This window comes from Vibrio sp. La 4.2.2 (assembly GCF_027586995.1).
Taxonomy (GTDB): domain Bacteria; phylum Pseudomonadota; class Gammaproteobacteria; order Enterobacterales; family Vibrionaceae; genus Vibrio; species Vibrio mediterranei.
Genome location: NZ_JAPPTJ010000005.1, coordinates 207,263 through 226,460, shown reverse-complemented (window position 1 = coordinate 226,460; position 19,198 = coordinate 207,263). Strand labels below are relative to the sequence as shown.

Below are 19,198 nucleotides of genomic sequence, written 5' to 3'. Positions count from 1 at the left end.
GAATTTTACCCTGATAGTGTTGGCGACTCTAACTGCTCCTCAACTTTCGACACATCATTAATCATAACCGGATCTGTTGTACTGAATGGTTGAGAGTTAACACAAACCAAACTTGGGTCTTCTTCTGTACTTTGACATTCGCCAGTCTTACGCAGTTCAGAGATATGGAATTTAAGAACAATGTAACCTAACACCCCAAACACGATATTACCCACCGCTTGTCCATACAAGACGCCCAACGCACCAAACCATAATGAGCCTAAGTACACAAATGGCAAAGTACCTAAAGTCGCCTTACTCAGATTAAGTGCGGTAGAATACAGTGGCTTACCCAAATTATTGAACGACGTATTCGCAACAAACAGCACACCATTAAACACAAAGGTAATCGCTACATAAGTCGCAAATGCCGCCACGATCAGCGATGCATCACCGGTTAACGAGAACATGTTAATAATCGGCTGTTGGAGAAGATACAATAAAGCGCAAACCACTAATGTGTAGATGGTCGTCACGATGAGTGAGTTCTTTAGCGTTTCCTCCACACGATCAATTCTTACCGCTCCATAGTTTTGCCCCACGATAGGCCCAACAGCCCCAGACAGCGCAAAGATAAAGGCAAAACAAACTGGCGTCAGACGACCTATTACCGCAAACCCAGCAACAAAATCCTCACCATATTGGGCAATAGCAGTGGTCACAATCGCATTACCAATAGGCGTTGCGGTATTAGTAATAATGGCAGGAATAGCGATCGCCAACATCACTCTGGCATCACTAATGACATTCGAATATGTAGGTTTGGCTAGTAATTTGTGAACACGTAATAACGGTGCAAACGAGAAATAGAACACAGCAAATCGGGCGACCACCGAAGCGGCGGCGGCCCCTTCCACATTCCAGTTAAAACCGAAAATGAAAATAGGATCCAATATAGCGTTAACGATCCCACCCGCAAGCGTTGCCCACATCGACCGTTTCGCATCACCCGCAGCTCGCAAACCTGCACCACTAGCCATACCTAAAGCAATCAGAGGCGTACTCGGTAATAAGATCCAAAGGTAGGCTTCTGCTCTCTCGTGTGCTCTCCCTTCTGCACCGATGGCCGTCAGCAGTTCTGGAATGTAGGCACACATTATTGCCGTTACAATCGCGCTAATGATAAATGCGATGACAAGAACACTAGAGCCTATCTGCCTTGCATAATCTACGTTCTTAGCTCCAATCGCTTTGGACATTAATGCACCCATAGCGATGGAAGTTCCTATAGAAACGGAGGTTGCAAAAAAGGTTAACGTACCAGCGAACCCAACCGCAGCAGCCAGTTCAGCTTGACCCAACATACTGATGAACAGCATATCGAGTAAATCGACAATGAATATCGCCATGATTCCGACAGTGGAGGTTCCTGACATCACCAGGATATGCCTCATGGTTGATCCTTCAACGAATTTAGCCGATTGGTCCGCCATATCAGTCCTTTTATTTACATGCAACAAACAATAAAGGGCGCCGAAGCGCCCATAGGGGAATATTGTTTAGTTTACACAGGATGTTTGAAGCACGCTTCAATATTTTTGCCGATGGCTCGAAGTACATCGCGGCGAGTAATCGTCCCTACCAATCTTCCATTGTCGATAACAGGATAGACTTTCGGTTTACCGACCTTCATCATATCTGCGAGTTCAATGATGGACGTTTCAGGTGTCACTGACAGCACCTCTTGATGCATACAATCTCCAACAGTATGCGTGTCTTGACAGTGATAGCTAACTTTAACCAACTTGTCGAGCAAGTCTTGTTCCGAAATAAAGCCAATAACTTGTTCACGTTCATTAATAACTGGACCACCAAGGTGGTTAGATTGCATGACTTTATCAAGCGCAGCACTCAATGACATGTCTTGTGTAAAGGTCACCGTTCTTTGAGTCATGTAGTCTTTAACTTTTAGCGATTCCATGGCGATCTCCTTCAGCCCCAATAACTTAATCTTGATAAGTTTATTGTTGTCCAAATTTTCAATATTGCTAAATGGGATTCTACGATTCTTGTAATAGACATTACCTATCAATCCATGATGTTAAGTAAGAATTGTTTGTCCCGTTTAAATTAAGCGTAAGACGAATTTTCTTGTTTTGCCTATCTTATTGTTAAGATTTTTGTAACAATCGGTCGCCTTATTGTCTGTTAACTCAATGCACTGAGTCATTTTCATGCTAAAAAAACTTCTCAATTCTCTTGCGAATGCGGTCGAATTTCGCTCTCGCATTTGGGTAGTCCATGTTTCCGAGTCCATACTCAAAGACCAGTCATATGTGGTCAATGAAGATCAGTTCTCGTCTCCGTTGTCTTGGATGAAAGGCAAAGGCTACGATCAAGAGATGCTGAGTAAAGTCGAGAGCATGAAGCGCTCACAAATCTTAGTGTTTGAACTTGGTCGCACTAAACACCAGCTTATGCGCGTCAAATAAACAGCTATTGAATCATTAATAGCATCAACTCGATGGCGGCCAATAATGCAAGCAATGCTGTCGCTCCCTTCCAAAAGAGCAATGGGTGCTTTTTAATGAGCGGGCTCGTCTCATATTGTTTCATTAACGCTTTATTCGGCTGGCTCAAATCCAATAAGAACTCTCCCAACGCTTGATGACGATGTTGCGGATTGTGATGACAAGCCTTCTTTAAGGCCATATCCAACCATAGGGGGAGTTCAGGATTGGTGATTTGAATACTCTGATACTTCCACTGTTGATGGCGTGCACTGTCGACACTACGTGCAATCGCCGCTTTATAGGGAAGCGTGCCAGACAGCATTTCATACGTCATTACCGCAACAGAAAATAAATCGGATACAGTTGTCGCTTCGTTGCCATTCAAATACTCAGGGGCAATATAATTCGCCGCGCCTTTAGGCATTTGAGCACATTGTTCTTGTCTTGCTTCGTCTAAGCCCTTTACCGAAACAGACCCCAAATCAATCAAAGTCACTTGCAGCGACTCTGATATCATCACATTTTCCGGCTTTAAGTCGCGATGTACCATATCTAACCGTTGCAACACTCGCACCGCTTTTACTATCTCAGAAACAATACTCCTCACAGAGTCTAAGCTCGGCGCCGGATTATCAAGCATCCACTGCCTCAACGTGATCCCTTCTATCGGCTCACATAGTAAGTAGAGAAAGGGAGAATTAGCAGGTCGTGGATAAGTACGCATGATTCGATGGCTATTCACATGCGTTCCCACCCAATACTCATTACTTATGTCGAGTAGAGCCTGTTTATCTTCCACATGCAGTAAAGAAGGCGCTTTGAGAATATACTTCTGATCCGTCTGTTCCTGCCTCACCTCATAAACATGGCTTCGAGTTCCAGCATGAAGTACTTTTGTCACCGTGTAACTATCAATTCTGTTGTTCACTTTAAGCGGGGGTGGCACCACTTGGTTAAGTGATTGTTGTTGAAACTCATGCAATGTTAGGTTGGGAACATGATCGATAGAAACCAATAAGCTGGTGACATTGTCTTGGCTACCATTTTCTATGGCAAGATCCGTCAATGCTTGGCTTCGTGTCTCAAAGCCTTGGAGGTGATTTTGGATAACGTTGACCAACTGTTTCTCAGTGATGAAATCATGTACCCCGTCGGTTGAGAGCAAGAAAAGATCGCCAGTTTCGACGGCTACGGTCTGAAAATCGACCTCCAATTTGCTATCCATGCCTAAAGCGCGAGTTAGGTACGCCGCTTTACCGATGTTGGTCCGCTGATGATCTCTGGTTAACAAACGGAGTTTGCCCTGTCTAAGCAAATAGATTCGGCTATCACCCACATGAAATAGATACGCCGTATTGGATTTGACGACAACGGCACTAAAGGTGGTAACCAGTCCATTATGCTTCAGCGGTTGCTTTAGACTCTGCTCATATAACCAAGTATTCAATGACGTCAATACCTGAATGGCCGAACGCCGAACGCTCCAACTTTCTGGCGTTGCATAATAATCGGCGACAAACTGCATCACACTGGTGTGACTGGCTTTTTGCCCGTGTTCACTGCAACTCACACCATCGGCAATGCAAGCAAGCATACCCTTGGTTTCCAACTCACTTTGTAGTTTTGGCTCTCGAACCACAAACGCATCTTGGTTTTCGCTTCGAGTACCAGCAGAAGACACGCCTCCGTAAGATGTCGTCAGCGTTTGTGGATGGTTAAGCGGTAATCCCATGATCATTCCCTATTGAACCTGTCGAAGAACAAAAGCTCTGTGCAAGCAGAGCTTTTGAACGAGTGAGCACGCTAAATACTCACTCCCCGATGACCTTTAATGAGATACATTGATTAACGTTACGCTACCGTCTTTGTTTACCTCAGCGATTTGACCACTGGGTTCCTCCATAAACATCAAGGTTGCGAACCCAAGAACCGCTGTCCCCGCAATAACATAGAAGAAGGTTTGATAGTCAACAAATGACAGAACCGTCAGGTACACCACTGCACCGACATTTCCGTAAGCGCCAGTCATTCCAGCGATTTGACCTGTCATGCGGCGCTTGATTAATGGCACTGTCGCAAACACCGCCCCCTCTCCTGCTTGAACAAAGAATGAACAAACCATGGCTGCGCATACTGCAAGCCACAGCGGCCACTCACTGTTGACCTGGCCCATCATGAAATAGCCCACCGCCAAACCTGCGGTTAGAATTAACAGTGTCGATTTACGGCCAAATTTGTCAGAGATCCAACCGCCACCCGGACGCGACATTAAGTTCATAAAGGCATAAGCCGAAGCCACCATACCCGCTAAAACAGGCGTTAATTCAAACGTTTCAGAGAAGAACAGAGGTAGCATTGAGACCACCGCTAACTCCGAGCCGAACGTAGCGAAATATAAGACGTTCAGCACCGCGACTTGCTTAAACTTATATTGATGCATTTGCGCAACAGGCTTAGAGAAAATAGATTTATTGACCTTCCAAACTTGAGAAACTTCGAATCCATATAGAGCAACCAAGCCTACATAGAAGGCGTTAACCACCGTGTCACTCAACATGCCAATATTCGATGGCGCCAGTTTCCAAGCGAGTAGCGCAAGTGCAGCATACATAGGGATCTTCATGATCAACAGAAAGAAAAAATCCCCTTTCGATGTCACTTCCATCGCTGCTAAATGTTTAGGTTTAAAGTAAGTCGATCCTTTTGGCGTATCTTGAACGTTGCGATAAAAAATGACTGAGAACACCAAGCTCATTAGGCCCGTCACACCAACGGCATAGCGCCATCCGTCGTCACCACCAAACATCAGAGCCAAGGTTGGTAAAGTGAAAGCCGCCGCCGCTGAGCCAAAGTTGCCCCAACCACCATAAATACCTTCCGCAGTACCCAGTTCATCATGTGGGAACCACTCAGATACTAAACGAATACCAATAACAAACCCTGCACCAATAAAACCTAATAGGAAACGAGCGATAGCCGCTTGAATAAATGAATCTGACAACGCAAAAACAAAACATGGAATAGAACATATTGCCAACAATGCGGAGTAGACCAGACGTGGACCATATTTGTCGGTCAACATACCAATGATTACCCTCGCTGGTATCGTCAACGCCACGTTGAGGATAAGTAAGGTTTTGATCTCTTGTGTTGATAAGCCCAATGACGTTTTTACCATTTGAAGTAATGGTGCAAAGTTAAACCAAACCACAAAGGTAATAAAAAAGGCCATCCAGCTTAAGTGCAGTGTTTTCATCTTCCCAGAAAACGAAAACAAATTAAATTTAGTGCTTTCCATAACAAATTCCTTTTACTGATCAATGTGTTGATCAAGTTTCCTTGTACACGAAGAGTTAAGCTGCAAGTGGCAACTTGAGTTGAACATCATTACCACTGACTCGTACATCAAACCGAGTCAGTTGGACCTCTGGCTCTTCAATGCAGACACCCGTTTGTAAGTTAAAGTGCTGCTTGTAAAGCGGTGAAGCCACACAAGGTTGGCCATCTAGCGAGCCCATAATGCCGCGAGACATCACATAGGCATGGCCAAAAGGATCGTAATTGCAAAGCGCGTACAGTTGGTCGCTACGCTGACAATAGAAAATAGCGACCTGTTTATCTTCGACTTTAGCACACACTCCGGTATGGGGTACTAAGTCATCAGTTGAGCAAACAGTTAACCACTGACTCATATTCTTCTCCTTAACTATCAAATTTCATTCGCCTATAGCGAGGCAACGTCGTTAAACTTCAACAACATCAATACGTTGCTCCAAAACAAGCGCTTGTTTCTTATTATTAGTTGGGAATCTTTGTTGGCGAATATTGACAAACTGAAGGTTACCATCCAGCTCATCGGTATTAATAAAGTGTTGGAATCGTTTTAGTTTCTCTGGATTTTCGAGTGTGGTTTTCCACTCACACTGATACTTACCGACATTGGTAGCCATGTCTTTTTCCAGCTCATCGGCGAGTTGCAATTTGTCATCGACAATCACTTGTTTGAGGTATTCAATGCCACCTTCTAGGTTTTCAAGCCACACAGAAGTTCGTTGTAAACGGTCTGCAGTGCGGACGTAAAACATCAATAGACGGTCGATATAGCGAATCAGTGTTTGTTCATCAAGATCAGTGGCTAGCAAGTCGGCGTGACGAGGACGCATTCCACCATTACCACACACATACAAGTTCCAACCTTTGTCGGAGGCAATCACACCAATGTCTTTCGACTGAGCTTCTGCACACTCACGAGTACAGCCTGAGACAGCGAACTTCAGTTTGTGAGGCGATCTTAGTCCTTTGTAACGATTTTCAATGTCGATAGCTAAACCTACACTGTCACCGACACCATAGCGGCACCATGTGCTCCCGACACACGATTTCACCGTTCGTACCGATTTGCCATAAGCGTGTCCGGTTTCAAATCCAGCTTCCACCAATCGTTTCCAAATCAAAGGCAATTCATTGAGTTGTGCCCCAAACAAGTCAACGCGTTGACCTCCGGTAATCTTGGTGTACAGGTCGAAATCTTTAGCTACCTGACCAAGTACAATCAATTTATCTGGTGTGATTTCACCACCAGCGATACGAGGAACCACCGAATATGTTCCATCTTTTTGCATATTACCCAAATAGATATCGTTGGTATCTTGGAGCTCCATGTGTTGCTCTTCCAGAATATAGTCATTCCAAAACGACGCTAAAATTGAGCCCACTGTTGGCTTGCAAATCTCACAGCCCAACCCAGAGCCATGGCTAGATAGTAATTCATCGAACGTCTTAATTTGGTTAACGCGAATAATGTCGCTGAGTTCTTGACGGGAATAGGCAAAGTGCTCACAAATATCGTTGTTCACTTCAACGCCGAGGTTCATCAACTCACTATCGAGTACTTGTTTTGCTAACGCTAAACAGCCACCACAACCTGTCGATGCATTAGTGGTATCTTTTAGCGCAGCCATCGTGTTACAACCGCTCGCCACCGCTTGTTTGATATCACCCTTTGTCACATCAAAACAGGAGCAGATCACCGCAGAGTCAGGCAGAGCCTCTACACCGAGTCCTGCTGAGCTATCGTCAGCCACATTAGGCAGAATCAATACCGAAGGGCTGTCTGGGAGAGCCATGTCGTTTTGTTTGAGTTGCAATAAGCTGCCGTAGGCATCAGCATCCCCTACCAAAACAGCACCTACAATTTTACTGCCATCCTCAGACACAATTAGCCGCTTGTAGACTTGCTCAATTTCGTCATTGTAGGTGTATGACTGCGCACCAACTGTCTTGCCGTGAACCTCACCGATACTCGCAACATCAACGCCCAACAATTTAAGTTTGGTGCTCATATCGGCACCAGTAAATGCCAGTGGCTCCAATGAATCGACAATTTGGCTAACTGCGACTTTTGCCATTTGATAACCCGGTGCAACAAGCCCGAAGATCTGATTTTGCCACAACGCACATTCGCCAATCGCATAGATATCCTCGACGCTGGTGCGGCATTGATCATCAATCACTATTCCGCCGCGCGGCCCTATCTCAATATCTGCTTGACGCGCTAACTCATCTTGAGGACGAATGCCAGCCGAGAAGACAATAAGGTCGGTCTCAAGGTAAGTACCATCAGCAAAATTCATTCGATAGCGAGCCTGCTCACCTGCAATAATTTCAGTAGTCGCTTTATCGGTGTGTACCGATACGCCTAAATTTTCAATTTTCCTGCGCAGCAATGCGCCGCCACCTTCATCAAGCTGCACCGCCATAAGGCGCGGGGCAAACTCCACCACATGCGTATCTAAACCAAGGTTTTTAATCGCGTTAGCGGCCTCCAAGCCGAGTAATCCACCTCCGACAACGACGCCTGTTTTACTGACTTTACTGCCCGACTCGATGGCATCTAGGTCTTCAATGGTGCGATAAACATAACAGTGTTCTTGGTCATTACCAGAAATGGGCGGTACAAAAGGAAATGAACCCGTGGCAAGTACCAACTTATCGTAACTCTCCTGACGCCCACTTTCGGTTGTCACCTGCTTTTGGTCTGTATCAATCGAGACAACTTTGTCGTTTAAGACATAGTTAACCCCATGATTCTGATAGTAAGTTTCATCGGTTAGCGCAAGATACTCAGCACCTTTGTCGTCATCAAAATAGCTGGTAAGCTGCACGCGGTCATAAGCAAGTCGCGACTCTTCTGAAAACGTGATAATTTGCGCAGACTCATCGTTTGCAGCAATCACGCTATCAATGAACTTGTGGCCTACCATCCCATTGCCGACCACCACAATCCTTTGTGTTTTCATAATGCTTCCTTTCATAATTACGCTGTCAGCTGTAATTTGTGTTGTTGATTTTGTTTTGGTGATTCCATCAATACTCGTTCGTTGAGCTGCGACAGCCACTGCATTTGCTCGGCCACTTTAACCACTTGGCCAATTACAATGAGAGCAGGCGACTGAATTTGATGACTATCTCTTAACTCGACAAGCTCATCCAAACTGCCCAGCACCGTTCTTTGTGCTGGGCAACAGCCGTTTTCAATTAACGCTACAGGGGTAGACGCCGATAAACCTGCGTCTATAAGAGAGCTCGCAATCATCTCCGCTTTGCTTAATCCCATGTAGATAACGAGAGTTTGATTCAGGTCAGCCAGTGCCTTCCAATGTATGTCCAATTCCTTTTCGGCATGGGCGGTGATAAAAGTACACCCTTGAGCTAAACCGCGATGAGTAAGCGGGATATCAGAGTATGTGGTGCACCCCGAAGCAGCCGTAATGCCAGGAATAACATCAACATCAAAGCCTTGTTTTTTGAGTAGTAGCATTTCTTCTCCGCCACGACCGAATATAAAGGCATCGCCCCCTTTAACTCGGCAAACTCGTCCACCTCGATGGGCATAGTCGATTAAGGTTTGGTTAATTTGCTGCTGGGTATAGCTATGGCAACCCTTAGCTTTGCCAACATAAACCTGCTCGCTGTTGGATGGAAAAAGTGCCTTGATCTCTTGGCTAACGAGATTGTCAAAGATAATGACATCAGCAGATTGGATTGCTCGAAGAGCCTTAACCGTGAGCAAATCAGGATCGCCCGGTCCAGCACCCACCAATGAGATATGATTACTTCTCATACTATTTCCTTGCATGGCATTTCTCCTTATAGACAGGCGAAATTTTTTTATTCGCTTGCCAACTTAGAGGCAATAAGGATGCCAGCGATGATAATAGTCTCGTTATTTTTTGAATAAACTCTTTAAAAACAATGAAATATAATTTCAGCCTTTGATTTAGAAACACAAAAACAACACCCACAAAAATCCAATTAGAGAAGATTTTGAGCATTTTTAGTGCGATAAATCCCAAAACAGTGCAAATAAACAATAAATAACTGATATTTTGTCAAAAAAGCCCATATACCACTTTAGTGGTACACGGGCTAACCATTTGTATTGATTGACTATATTAGGGATAAATACATATTTAACCCAACAATACCCCAATGGCGCGCGTTTTGCTTTCAACAACAATTAACGGAAATTATCAGCAAGGATAAAGGTTATGACTAAAGAAGGCTGGATTAAGACAACATGTGCCTATTGCGGAGTCGGTTGCGGTGTTGAAGCGAGACCAAAAGCAAACGGTCTTCTGGAAATAAGAGGCGACAAACAGCATCCCTCCAATTATGGCAAACTGTGTACCAAAGGTATCGCACTTGGGGATACGGTCATTACCGACGGTCGCCTTTTATCACCGATCCATCGCACTCGCAGCATTGATGCTTTAGAGGAAAAGTCTATGACTTGGGATGAGGCGACGTCTCTTGTCGCTGAGCAATTCCAGAAGGCCATTCAACAACATGGTCCTGACTCTGTCGCATTCTATGTATCAGGTCAGTTGCTCACTGAGGATTACTATGTCGCCAACAAACTCATGAAGGGCTTTATTGGCAGCGGCAATATCGATAGTAATTCCAGGTTATGTATGGCCTCGAGCGTCGTAGGCCATAAACGTGCTTTCGGCAGCGATACTGTCCCCGTGGTCTATGAAGATGTCGAACTGGCTGACTTGGTTGTCATTACTGGTTCTAACTTGGCGTGGTGTCATCCGGTCCTTTTTCAACGCTTAAAGACTGCTAAGCAGAATAATCCAAATATGAAAGTGGTGGTAATTGACCCTCGTCAAACCGCAACTTGTGAGCTTGCCGATCTACACCTCGCCATTCATTCTGGCAGTGATGTTGCTCTGTTCAACGGGCTATTGAATCATCTCTCACTGACGGGACAGCTCAACGCAAACTACATAGAACACCATACGCAAGGGTTTGATGACGCGTTGGCCGTTGCGAAGCAGACGGTCGACGTTGGTTCCATCACAGGGCTAACTCAATCGCAACTTGAAGAGTTTTACACTCTGTTTGCTAACACCCCAAAAACCGTCACCATCTATTCGCAAGGCGTTAATCAATCCAGCAGTGGCTCGAACAAAGTCAACAGCATTCTAAATTGCCATCTCGCTACAGGCAGAGTTGGACAGCCTGGCATGGGCCCCTTCTCTGTCACTGGGCAACCTAATGCAATGGGAGGAAGAGAGGTAGGTGCACTGGCAAACACATTAGCAAGTCATATGGAGTTTGATAATCCACAGCATCACTCATTAATTAGTGAGTTTTGGAAAACCTCCACTCTTGCCACTAAGCCTGGCCTTAAAGCGATCGACCTGTTTGACGCAGTCGAAGCAGGAAAAATCAAAGCGATTTGGATCATGGCAACCAACCCCATGGTGAGTCTACCTAACTCAGAAAAAATAAAATCAGCGCTACAAAAGTGCCCGTTTGTAGTGGTCTCGGATTGTATTAAGGAAACCGAAACCGCCCAACTAGCTGACGTGCTTTTACCCGCACAAGGTTGGAGCGAGAAATCGGGCACGGTCACCAATTCTGAGCGCCGTATTTCAAGACAACGTCGATTGCTTCCCAGCCCTGGCATGGCTATGCCTGATTGGTGGATAGTAAGCGAGGTGGCAATGAAAATGGGTTTCACCAATGCTTTTGATTATCTACATGAGGGGCAAATCTTCAACGAGTATGCTCGCATGACGACCTTAGGTAATGAGGGCGGTCAACAGCGTGATCTGACATTAAGTGGGTTAACTCAGTTGGATGACAAAGGCTATAACACGCTTATTCCGCAACAATGGCCAGTGTTAACGCTACAAACCGATATCGTCAACCAGCGATTGTTTAACCAACATCAGTTTTATACTGCTGACCAAAAAGCACACTTTGTCGCCACGGATTATCAAGCCCCACAACAAACAACCAGCAATGCACTGCCTATTTTGCTTAACAGTGGCCGGACGCGAGATCATTGGCACACCATGAGCCGTACTGGATTGTCACCTCATCTGGCCTCTCATACTCCAGAACCGTTTATAAGCCTGCATCCTGATACAGCGCTCATGTGGGGACTTAAATCTGGAGACATCGCAGAGCTATCCAACCCACACGCCAATATTCACATGCGGGTAGCGGTAGATTCCGACGTGACTGCTGAGCACGCCTTTGTACCCATTCACTGGAACTTAGCAACCGCCAGTAATGCAAAAGCGTGTAAACTTATCTCGCCCAATACTGACCCTTTTTCTGGCCAACCCGAATTCAAACATACCCCAGTATCAATAGAGCTTTGGCCAAAAAAGTGTGAAGCGTTGCTCATCAGCCGCACTCCGTTAAGCCTCATTGACATGGAGTACTGGGTGAAACAGAAGGTTGAATCCGGCTACTTGTATCGTATAGCCTCGAAATGTGATGCCATGTCGCTCATCGTACAGCTCACAAACATCATTGCTGTAAAGAACAACAAAACGCTGTCATTTGATGGAGGTATTACGGATTTGGAACATCGCAAAGCAGTCATTAGCGCCAATGTTATGCAACGAGCCTTTATCGTAAAAAACACGGTACAAGAACATGACCTAGACTGGTTGACATCTTTGTTTGAGCAATCAGTCAACGACCATCTGGAAAGCCAGTTTATGAGTCGAACCTAATCTCCTCGACATAGCCGAATCGAATAGAGCATTGACCTGTCTACGTTTTAGGCGCTTAATGTATATTTACGTGAACCGCTGTTATTGTCAGATAACACTGAAATTTTTATCCGATAATTAATACTATATTTAAACAACAGCCACCTAGCGTTAAGCTCCGAATGCATAAAAACAAAGTAAGCAGGTAGATATTATGAAAGCAGTGACCAAACAATACGCCGTGATTGGTTTAGGGCGTTTTGGAATGAGTATCTGTAAAGAGTTATCTGAAGCCGGTGCTCAAGTTCTTGCTATCGACATCAATGAAGATCGTGTAAAGGAAGTGTCTAAAATCGTCGCACAAGGCATTATTGCCAACTGTACGATAGAAGAAACCGTTGAAGAGCTCAGACTGAATGAGTTCGACATGGTGATGGTATCCATAGGTAATGACATCAATGCCAGTATTCTCACCACACTGGTGCTTAAAGAAGCCAAAGTGAAGAAAGTGTGGGTTAAGGCGAATGACAAGTTCCAGTACAAAATCTTGCAAAAGATAGGGGCAGATAAAATCATCATGCCTGAAAGAGATATGGGTATCCGAGTAGCGCAGCGTATGCTTGATAACCGAGTGATTGCTTTCAATGAACTAGGAAGTGGCTTAGCGCTAACCGAAATCGTCGTTGGCAATAAGTTAATGGGCAAAACCTTGGCTGACGTCGCCATTTGCCAAGCTAGCAATGTCAAAGTACTGGGATTCAAGCGCGGTCCTGAGCTGGACGCCAACCCAAAAATGAGTCAAACACTTGAAATTGGTGACATGATCATTGTTGCTGGCCCAGAAAAAGACCTGCACGAAAAGATCAGACTGTCATGAATCGTCGTTTCCAAAAAGGTCTGATTTACCCGATTAAACTCACTAGGAAATCAGCAGTACCGTCAGAGCCTTACCTTATAGTAGCAAGCTTTTTGGCGGTTTTAGTACCCTCAGCTTTGCTGCTGACACTACCCGTATTTTCGGTTACCGGATTGAGCTTTAGCGACGCCTTCTTTACGGCGACATCCGCTATCAGTGTGACTGGACTCGGTGTGGTCGATACTGGTCAGCATTTCACGACTTCAGGGAAAGTGTTACTGATGCTGTTGATGCAAATTGGCGGCCTTGGGCAAATGACGCTTTCAGCGGTTTTACTCTACATGTTTGGTGTTAGATTAAGCCTAAAGCAACAAGCTTTGGCCCAAGAAGCGCTTGGCCAAGATCGCCGGGTCAATATTAAAGGGTTAGTGAAAAAAATCATCATTTTTGCCTTCATTGCCGAAGCTATCGGTGCGGCCGTTTTAGCTATGCGTTGGATCCCCGAAATGGGCTTGTCTCAAGGCGTGTTTTATTCGATATTTCACGCGATTTCCGCCTTTAATAACGCCGGCTTCGCTTTGTTCTCAGATAGTATGATGAGTTTCGCATCAGAGCCAGTCGTTCTGCTTGTTTTGTCTGGGTTATTCATCTTCGGCGGGTTGGGCTTTACCGTGGTCAGTGATCTTGCGATCAACGGTAAGAAAGGCTTTTCTAGGCTAGGGCTACATACAAAAATCATGCTCACTGCCACACCCATCTTGTTGTTGGGCGGCACACTGTTTTTCTTCTTACTGGAACGCACCAACCCAGAAACTTTAGGGGCTTTACCTCTTGGTGGACAATGGCTCTCCGCATTCTTCCAGTCGGCAAGTGCTCGTACTGCTGGCTTTAATAGCGTTGATATCGCTCAGTTTGGGCAACCTGCCCTACTGATTATGATTATCTTAATGCTGATAGGTGCAGGCTCTACATCGACAGGTGGTGGTATTAAGGTATCGACATTCGCAGTTGCCTTCTATGCTACATGGGCATTCTTAAGGCAGAAACAATACGTGGAGATCTTTAATCGCACTGTTAGTTGGCAGACCGTTACTAAGTCGCTTGCAATCATAGTGGTGAGCGGCGCTATTTTGACTATCGCCATGTTCTTACTTATGGTCACCCAACAGGCAAAATTTGAACAAGTGTTGTTTGAAACCATATCGGCATTTGCTACCGTCGGACTAACAGCAGGTTTAACTGCTCAACTCAATACCGAAGGTAAGTGGATTATGATTGTCGTGATGATTATTGGTCGTGTTGGACCACTAACCTTAGCCTACATGCTAGCCAGACCAAAACCGACATTACTAAAATACCCTGAAGACAACGTCCTGACAGGTTAATAACGGTAAACTAAAACAGGCGCGGTCAATGGCTGCGCCTGTTTATTACTTAACAACTTGAGTGTGGAGTCTCGCAATAACCATTCCAGTATTGGTTTGCTTTCTCGGATGCTTGTTGCCAATCCCCTGAAATTGAAAACAGCGCTGCCGTCAATGTGGATACAACGGTATTTGCCATCAACTGCATTTCTTCTTGCGGTGTCTGTAATGGACAGTGTTGTGGAAGCGCTAGCTCGGCCATATTTTCTTCAACGTACTCAGAATGAATCGTATCGGATTCGACCCACCACACAGTTTGGCTTACTTTCGGATTGTATTCCGTTTCACCACCTTGTCCCTTGAACGATAGCATTCGTTGATAGTCATTGTTGTCTCTTCCATGTCGAGCGAGAAGATGTTCGACTTTGGCGTGCAGTTCTTGGAAACCCGGGTGAAAACTTCCTCGCATACCAAAAGGTGCATTCGCTGGATTCAGGGCTCGAATAACAGTATTGATCGGTGTTCTTAGACCGTAGCGATGCTTCCAATCCAACATTTTCTTGGCGAGTGGACAAAAGTGGTTCAGCGGTAAATAGGCAATATTATCGCGGTCAAGAAGTTGCTGTGCATGAGCTAAATCCTCCGCTTTGGAAATATTCAGTGTACCCAAACAGTCTTTTGCATGTAAGCGATCACTTTCTTTATCCAAGTCGCCATGCAACACCACCCGTACACCATGTTCCGCCAAAATGCTCGCAGCAATAAGATGCCAAGGTTTTCCCGATAACTGCCCTACTCTTTTACCCGCATATAATGGCCAGTCGAAATCAGCGCTAATATCTGGGTAATGAGGTTTCAAACCTTCCACGAAGCCCGCGATTTCCTCTGGGGTTTCGTCGCGGACGCGGATAAGCATCATCAACATAGCCATTTGATCATCACCGATCTGTCCATCGATAAACTCTTCCATCACTTGCTTAGCTTGTTCCTGAGTTAACGGACCACGTCCACGAGACCCACGGCCAACCGTGCGAATACACTCTTTAATAATCGACAAACTTAATCCTTTTTATATGTACTGACTCACCCATTGTAATCCAAGAATTAGCCATCGCCACAACATATCCCTTACTCAATAGAAAAAAGGTGCGCCTCGAATGAATGAGAACGCACCGTCGCCAACTGATTATTAGTGAGACACTTTATGTCACGCTTCTTATTTAGAAGTCTTCATGTCACTGCAAGAACATTGCCAGTTATTAAAGTCACTAAATATCAACAATTTGTATCTATTTCTTTGTATTTACCACGTCTTACTGTGATCTATCATCATGCAGTTGCACCAATAGTGTGATTCTTAACTTTGTTGTTTCTCAAAACTGTTACAACGCTCTGATGGATTGTCAGTCGTCCACAACTACTATAAAGAGCGGGCCATAACAGCGATTTCAGCCCGAGGTGAAAGCTCTAAGCCAATGAAAGGACTCGATAATGAAAACAACGACTACAACACTTGCTATGGTGTGTCTTGCCACTTCTGCCGAGGCTGGGAAAGCATTTGACGACCCGCTGACCTCATTAGACACCAATCGTTGGTTTATCGCCGACGGGTGGGAGAACGGTTATCCGTTTTTAAATCGATGGCAACACGACCACGCAGAATTTAGTCCACAGGGGTTGGCACTCAACTTATCCAATATCATCGACAATCATGGCTATCCAGATATCGTATCAGGAGAGATACGAACTCAAGGCTTTTATGGGAACGGCTGTTTTGAGGTAGAAATGAAGCCTGTCAAAGCGGAAGGTGTCGTGAGCGCGTTCTTCCTGTTTGCAGGTCCCTACGATCAGCCTGAAGGTGGCAATGGAATCCATAACGAAATTGACATTGAATTTATTGGCCTGAACACCAACTTGGTACAGTTTAATTTTTGGAGTAACGACGATAGCTACGAGCAGCGTAATGAATATATTCACTACCTAGATTTTGACGCCGCAGATGAGTTTCATAAGTACGCCATAGAATGGAATAGAAACACCATAAAATGGTACATCGACGATGAACTGGTATACAAAGTGCGCAATACTGAAACACAACCTATTCCTAGCCAATCCGATACGAAGCTAAGAGCGATGATGAATATCTGGGCCACCGCGCCAGAGCTCTCAAACTGGGCTGGGTTGTACGATCAAAGTACTGGCGCTCACCATTCGGCCCACTATCGAAATTTCCGTTTCACACGTTCGAAATGCAATAACTAGCTATCTCTTAAGGTGATTTTGAGTGTGATAAGAACCTATTTACCCAACAACTGAACCGTCTGTCGTCAACGTGACCAAGTCATTAACTAAGATTCCAGTTATTTACTTCACCATCGCGTCGATTTACGTATACTGCACACGTCTCTTACCATTTGAACAGCGATAATATATGCACAGTACAATCAAGTTTATAGCAACGGACATGGATGGCACACTGCTCGACCCAAACGGCCAACTGACTCCAGATTTTTTCCCTCTCTACGAGCGTATTAAAGAGCAAGGTATTCACTTTGCACCAGCTTCCGGCCGTCAGTACTACAGCCTTAAAGACATGTTCTCTTCTATTCAAGATGAGCTGATTTTTATCGCAGAAAACGGCACGCTGGTCATGCAAAACGATGAGGAGCTTTACAGCTGCACATTAGATACGGCCGCCGCAAAAGAGATCATCAAAACTGCCCGATCTATAGATAACACTTATATGGTTCTATGCGGTAAGCACTCAGCCTATATTGAAACTCAGGATCGTAGAGCGCTTGAAGAAATCCGTAAATACTATCATCGATGCGAGTATGTCGAAGACCTACTCTCTGTCGAAGACGATTTTATCAAGGTCGCGATCTGTAACTTTGAGGGGGCTGAGCAACATGTCTTCCCAACCATCAATGATCTTTTTGGCAATGAGTATCAAGTGGTGGTAAGCGCAAAAATATGGTTGGATGTCATGAATAAAGAAGCCTCAAAAGGGGCTGCTATTCGTTTCTTGCAACAGCATTTAGGGTTTAAGTTTGAAGAAACAATGAGCTTCGGTGACTACTTCAATGACGTTGAAATGTTAAAAGAGAGCTACCACTCTTACGCTATGGACAATGCACATCCTGAGATAAAAAAACTGAGTCGCTTTATTGCTCCAAGCAACAATGAAGCAGGCGTCTTGAAAGTGGTAGATAAATACTTAGCCACCGTCGAGTGATACAAAAAGAGCATGTCATCGACATGCTCTTTTGATTTAGATTATTTTTCTTGCCAGCGTGCAGCCGCTTCGGCGTCGGAGTCTCGTGACTCAACCCAACGCGTCGACTCTGTCGTTCGCTCTTTTTTCCAAAACGGAGCTTTGGTTTTAAGGTAATCCATTATGAATTCGCAAGCTTCAAACGCAGATCCACGATGAGCACTAGATACTCCAACGAATACGATTTGGTCACCGGCATCCATATCACCCACGCGATGAATTACACGAATACCATTTAACATCCAACGCTCTTCTGCTTCATCACAGATCTTTTCTAACGAACGTTCTGTCATTCCCGGATAGTGTTCTAGTGATAAACCGGTAACATTGTCGCCTAAGTTCATATCGCGAACTTTGCCGGTAAACGTGACAATTGCACCCGACGCTGTACCTTCAGCCAACGCATCGTATTCAGCGCCCACTGAAAAGTCTTCGTGTTGAACGGATACTCTTAAGGTCATGTTAACCTCCCGTTACCGGTGGAAAGAAAGCCACTTCATCGCCGTCTTGAACTTTCTCATCCAGAGCAACAATATTTTGATTAAGAGCAGCAAGCAACTTACCACTTTCAAGAGCTAGTTCCCACTTACCTTGCTGAGCGGCAAGATGGGCTCGAATATCTTCGATTGTGGCAAACTCAGCAGCAAGCTCCACACTGTCTTGACCAATCAGCTCACGAGTTTGTGCAAAGAAAAGTACTTTAATCATGATTCCACCTTGAAGTGTCCTGATTTTCCACCCGTTTTTTCGAGTAGACGAACGTTTTCAATAACCATGTCTTTTTGTACCGCTTTACACATATCGTAAATAGTCAAAGCCGCCACAGACGCAGCTGTTAACGCTTCCATTTCTACGCCAGTTTTACCTGCTAGCTTACAAACAGACTCGATACGTACTTTGTTTTCCGCTTCGATAGCTTCCAGCTGTACTTCCACTTTAGACAGTAACAGCGGATGGCACAAAGGAATAAGATCCCATGTTTTCTTAGCCGCTTGAATACCTGCGATACGTGCAGTAGCAAACACATCACCTTTGTGATGGTTGCCTGAAGTAATCATCTGCAGAGTTTCTGGTGCCATGTGAACAAAAGCTTCGGCCCTTGCTTCACGCACCGTCTCGGCTTTGGCCGACACATCGACCATGTTTGCTTCGCCAGAGGCGTTGATATGGGTAAATTCGGACATGACTTTCCC

At 45.0% G+C, this 19,198-nt stretch carries 17 protein-coding genes; 6 read left to right on the top strand and 11 right to left on the bottom strand.

The window, feature by feature from the left end; translation table 11 throughout:
- Positions 1 to 5 precede the first annotated feature (5 nt).
- Together OH456_RS13070 and OH456_RS13065 are read right to left on the bottom strand one after the other, a co-directional pair.
- Positions 6 to 1,472, bottom strand: coding sequence for an MATE family efflux transporter (locus OH456_RS13070; protein WP_006072968.1), 1,467 nt, complete (start codon positions 1,470 to 1,472; stop codon positions 6 to 8).
- Between the two features lie 71 nt (positions 1,473 to 1,543).
- Complete coding sequence (locus OH456_RS13065) at positions 1,544 to 1,960, bottom strand: CBS domain-containing protein (RefSeq protein ID WP_006072967.1); 417 nt, start codon at positions 1,958 to 1,960, stop codon at positions 1,544 to 1,546.
- A gap of 253 nt (positions 1,961 to 2,213) precedes the next feature.
- Between OH456_RS13065 and OH456_RS13060 the strand changes: the two genes are divergently transcribed.
- Positions 2,214 to 2,471: a hypothetical protein gene (locus OH456_RS13060; RefSeq protein WP_006072966.1), complete on the top strand. Its 258-nt coding sequence runs from the start codon at positions 2,214 to 2,216 to the stop codon at positions 2,469 to 2,471.
- A 4-nt stretch (positions 2,472 to 2,475) separates the two neighbouring features.
- Here OH456_RS13060 and OH456_RS13055 read toward each other — a convergent pair whose 3' ends face one another.
- The 5 genes from OH456_RS13055 to cobA form a co-directional block, all read right to left on the bottom strand.
- Positions 2,476 to 4,224: a bifunctional protein-serine/threonine kinase/phosphatase gene (locus OH456_RS13055; protein WP_270033635.1), complete on the bottom strand. Its 1,749-nt coding sequence runs from the start codon at positions 4,222 to 4,224 to the stop codon at positions 2,476 to 2,478.
- A gap of 96 nt (positions 4,225 to 4,320) precedes the next feature.
- Positions 4,321 to 5,790, bottom strand: coding sequence for a NarK family nitrate/nitrite MFS transporter (locus tag OH456_RS13050; RefSeq protein ID WP_270033634.1), 1,470 nt, complete (start codon positions 5,788 to 5,790; stop codon positions 4,321 to 4,323).
- Positions 5,791 to 5,845: 55 nt separating this feature from the next.
- Positions 5,846 to 6,184, bottom strand: a complete 339-nt coding sequence (gene nirD / locus OH456_RS13045; RefSeq protein WP_006072963.1) for a nitrite reductase small subunit NirD — start codon at positions 6,182 to 6,184, stop codon at positions 5,846 to 5,848.
- Positions 6,185 to 6,235: 51 nt separating this feature from the next.
- Positions 6,236 to 8,791 (bottom strand): nitrite reductase large subunit NirB, encoded by a 2,556-nt coding sequence (gene nirB / locus OH456_RS13040; protein ID WP_270033633.1) that lies wholly within the window; start codon positions 8,789 to 8,791, stop codon positions 6,236 to 6,238.
- A 17-nt stretch (positions 8,792 to 8,808) separates the two neighbouring features.
- Positions 8,809 to 9,615: a uroporphyrinogen-III C-methyltransferase gene (gene cobA, locus OH456_RS13035; protein WP_231892929.1), complete on the bottom strand. Its 807-nt coding sequence runs from the start codon at positions 9,613 to 9,615 to the stop codon at positions 8,809 to 8,811.
- Between the two features lie 427 nt (positions 9,616 to 10,042).
- Between cobA and OH456_RS13030 the strand changes: the two genes are divergently transcribed.
- From OH456_RS13030 to OH456_RS13020, 3 genes are all read left to right on the top strand, one after another.
- Positions 10,043 to 12,532, top strand: coding sequence for a molybdopterin oxidoreductase family protein (locus OH456_RS13030; protein ID WP_270033632.1), 2,490 nt, complete (start codon positions 10,043 to 10,045; stop codon positions 12,530 to 12,532).
- A 193-nt stretch (positions 12,533 to 12,725) separates the two neighbouring features.
- Positions 12,726 to 13,388 carry a potassium channel family protein gene (locus tag OH456_RS13025; RefSeq protein WP_006072958.1) on the top strand — a complete coding sequence of 221 codons (663 nt, stop codon included), beginning with the start codon at positions 12,726 to 12,728 and terminating at the stop codon, positions 13,386 to 13,388.
- On the top strand, positions 13,385 to 14,752 hold the full coding sequence (locus OH456_RS13020; RefSeq protein ID WP_038229531.1) for a TrkH family potassium uptake protein: 1,368 nt from the start codon (positions 13,385 to 13,387) through the stop codon (positions 14,750 to 14,752). Before OH456_RS13025 ends, OH456_RS13020 begins: the two co-directional genes overlap by 4 nt.
- Positions 14,753 to 14,801: 49 nt before the next feature.
- Here the strand turns inward: OH456_RS13020 and OH456_RS13015 are convergent, their stop codons facing one another.
- A complete protein-coding gene (locus OH456_RS13015; RefSeq protein ID WP_270033631.1) occupies positions 14,802 to 15,788 on the bottom strand; it encodes a glycosyl transferase family protein in 987 nt (328 codons plus the stop codon).
- 434 nt (positions 15,789 to 16,222) lie between these two features.
- Here OH456_RS13015 and OH456_RS13010 point away from each other — a divergent pair, with 434 nt between their 5' ends.
- Together OH456_RS13010 and OH456_RS13005 are read left to right on the top strand one after the other, a co-directional pair.
- Positions 16,223 to 16,993 (top strand): glycoside hydrolase family 16 protein, encoded by a 771-nt coding sequence (locus tag OH456_RS13010; protein ID WP_171388438.1) that lies wholly within the window; start codon positions 16,223 to 16,225, stop codon positions 16,991 to 16,993.
- 169 nt (positions 16,994 to 17,162) lie between these two features.
- The gene (locus OH456_RS13005; protein ID WP_270033630.1) at positions 17,163 to 17,966 is read left to right on the top strand and encodes an HAD family hydrolase; all 804 of its coding nucleotides are present in this window, start codon (positions 17,163 to 17,165) and stop codon (positions 17,964 to 17,966) included.
- Positions 17,967 to 18,007: 41 nt separating this feature from the next.
- On the opposite strand, the gene moaE is transcribed toward OH456_RS13005, so the two are convergent.
- The 3 genes from moaE to moaC are packed head-to-tail and all read right to left on the bottom strand — an operon-like array spanning position 18,008 to position 19,189.
- Positions 18,008 to 18,466, bottom strand: coding sequence for a molybdopterin synthase catalytic subunit MoaE (moaE, locus tag OH456_RS13000; RefSeq protein WP_006072953.1), 459 nt, complete (start codon positions 18,464 to 18,466; stop codon positions 18,008 to 18,010).
- A 1-nt stretch (position 18,467) separates the two neighbouring features.
- Positions 18,468 to 18,713: a molybdopterin synthase sulfur carrier subunit gene (gene moaD / locus OH456_RS12995; protein WP_006072952.1), complete on the bottom strand. Its 246-nt coding sequence runs from the start codon at positions 18,711 to 18,713 to the stop codon at positions 18,468 to 18,470.
- The gene (gene moaC / locus OH456_RS12990; RefSeq protein WP_006072951.1) at positions 18,710 to 19,189 is read right to left on the bottom strand and encodes a cyclic pyranopterin monophosphate synthase MoaC; all 480 of its coding nucleotides are present in this window, start codon (positions 19,187 to 19,189) and stop codon (positions 18,710 to 18,712) included. Before moaC ends, moaD begins: the two co-directional genes overlap by 4 nt.
- Positions 19,190 to 19,198: the final 9 nt, after the last annotated feature.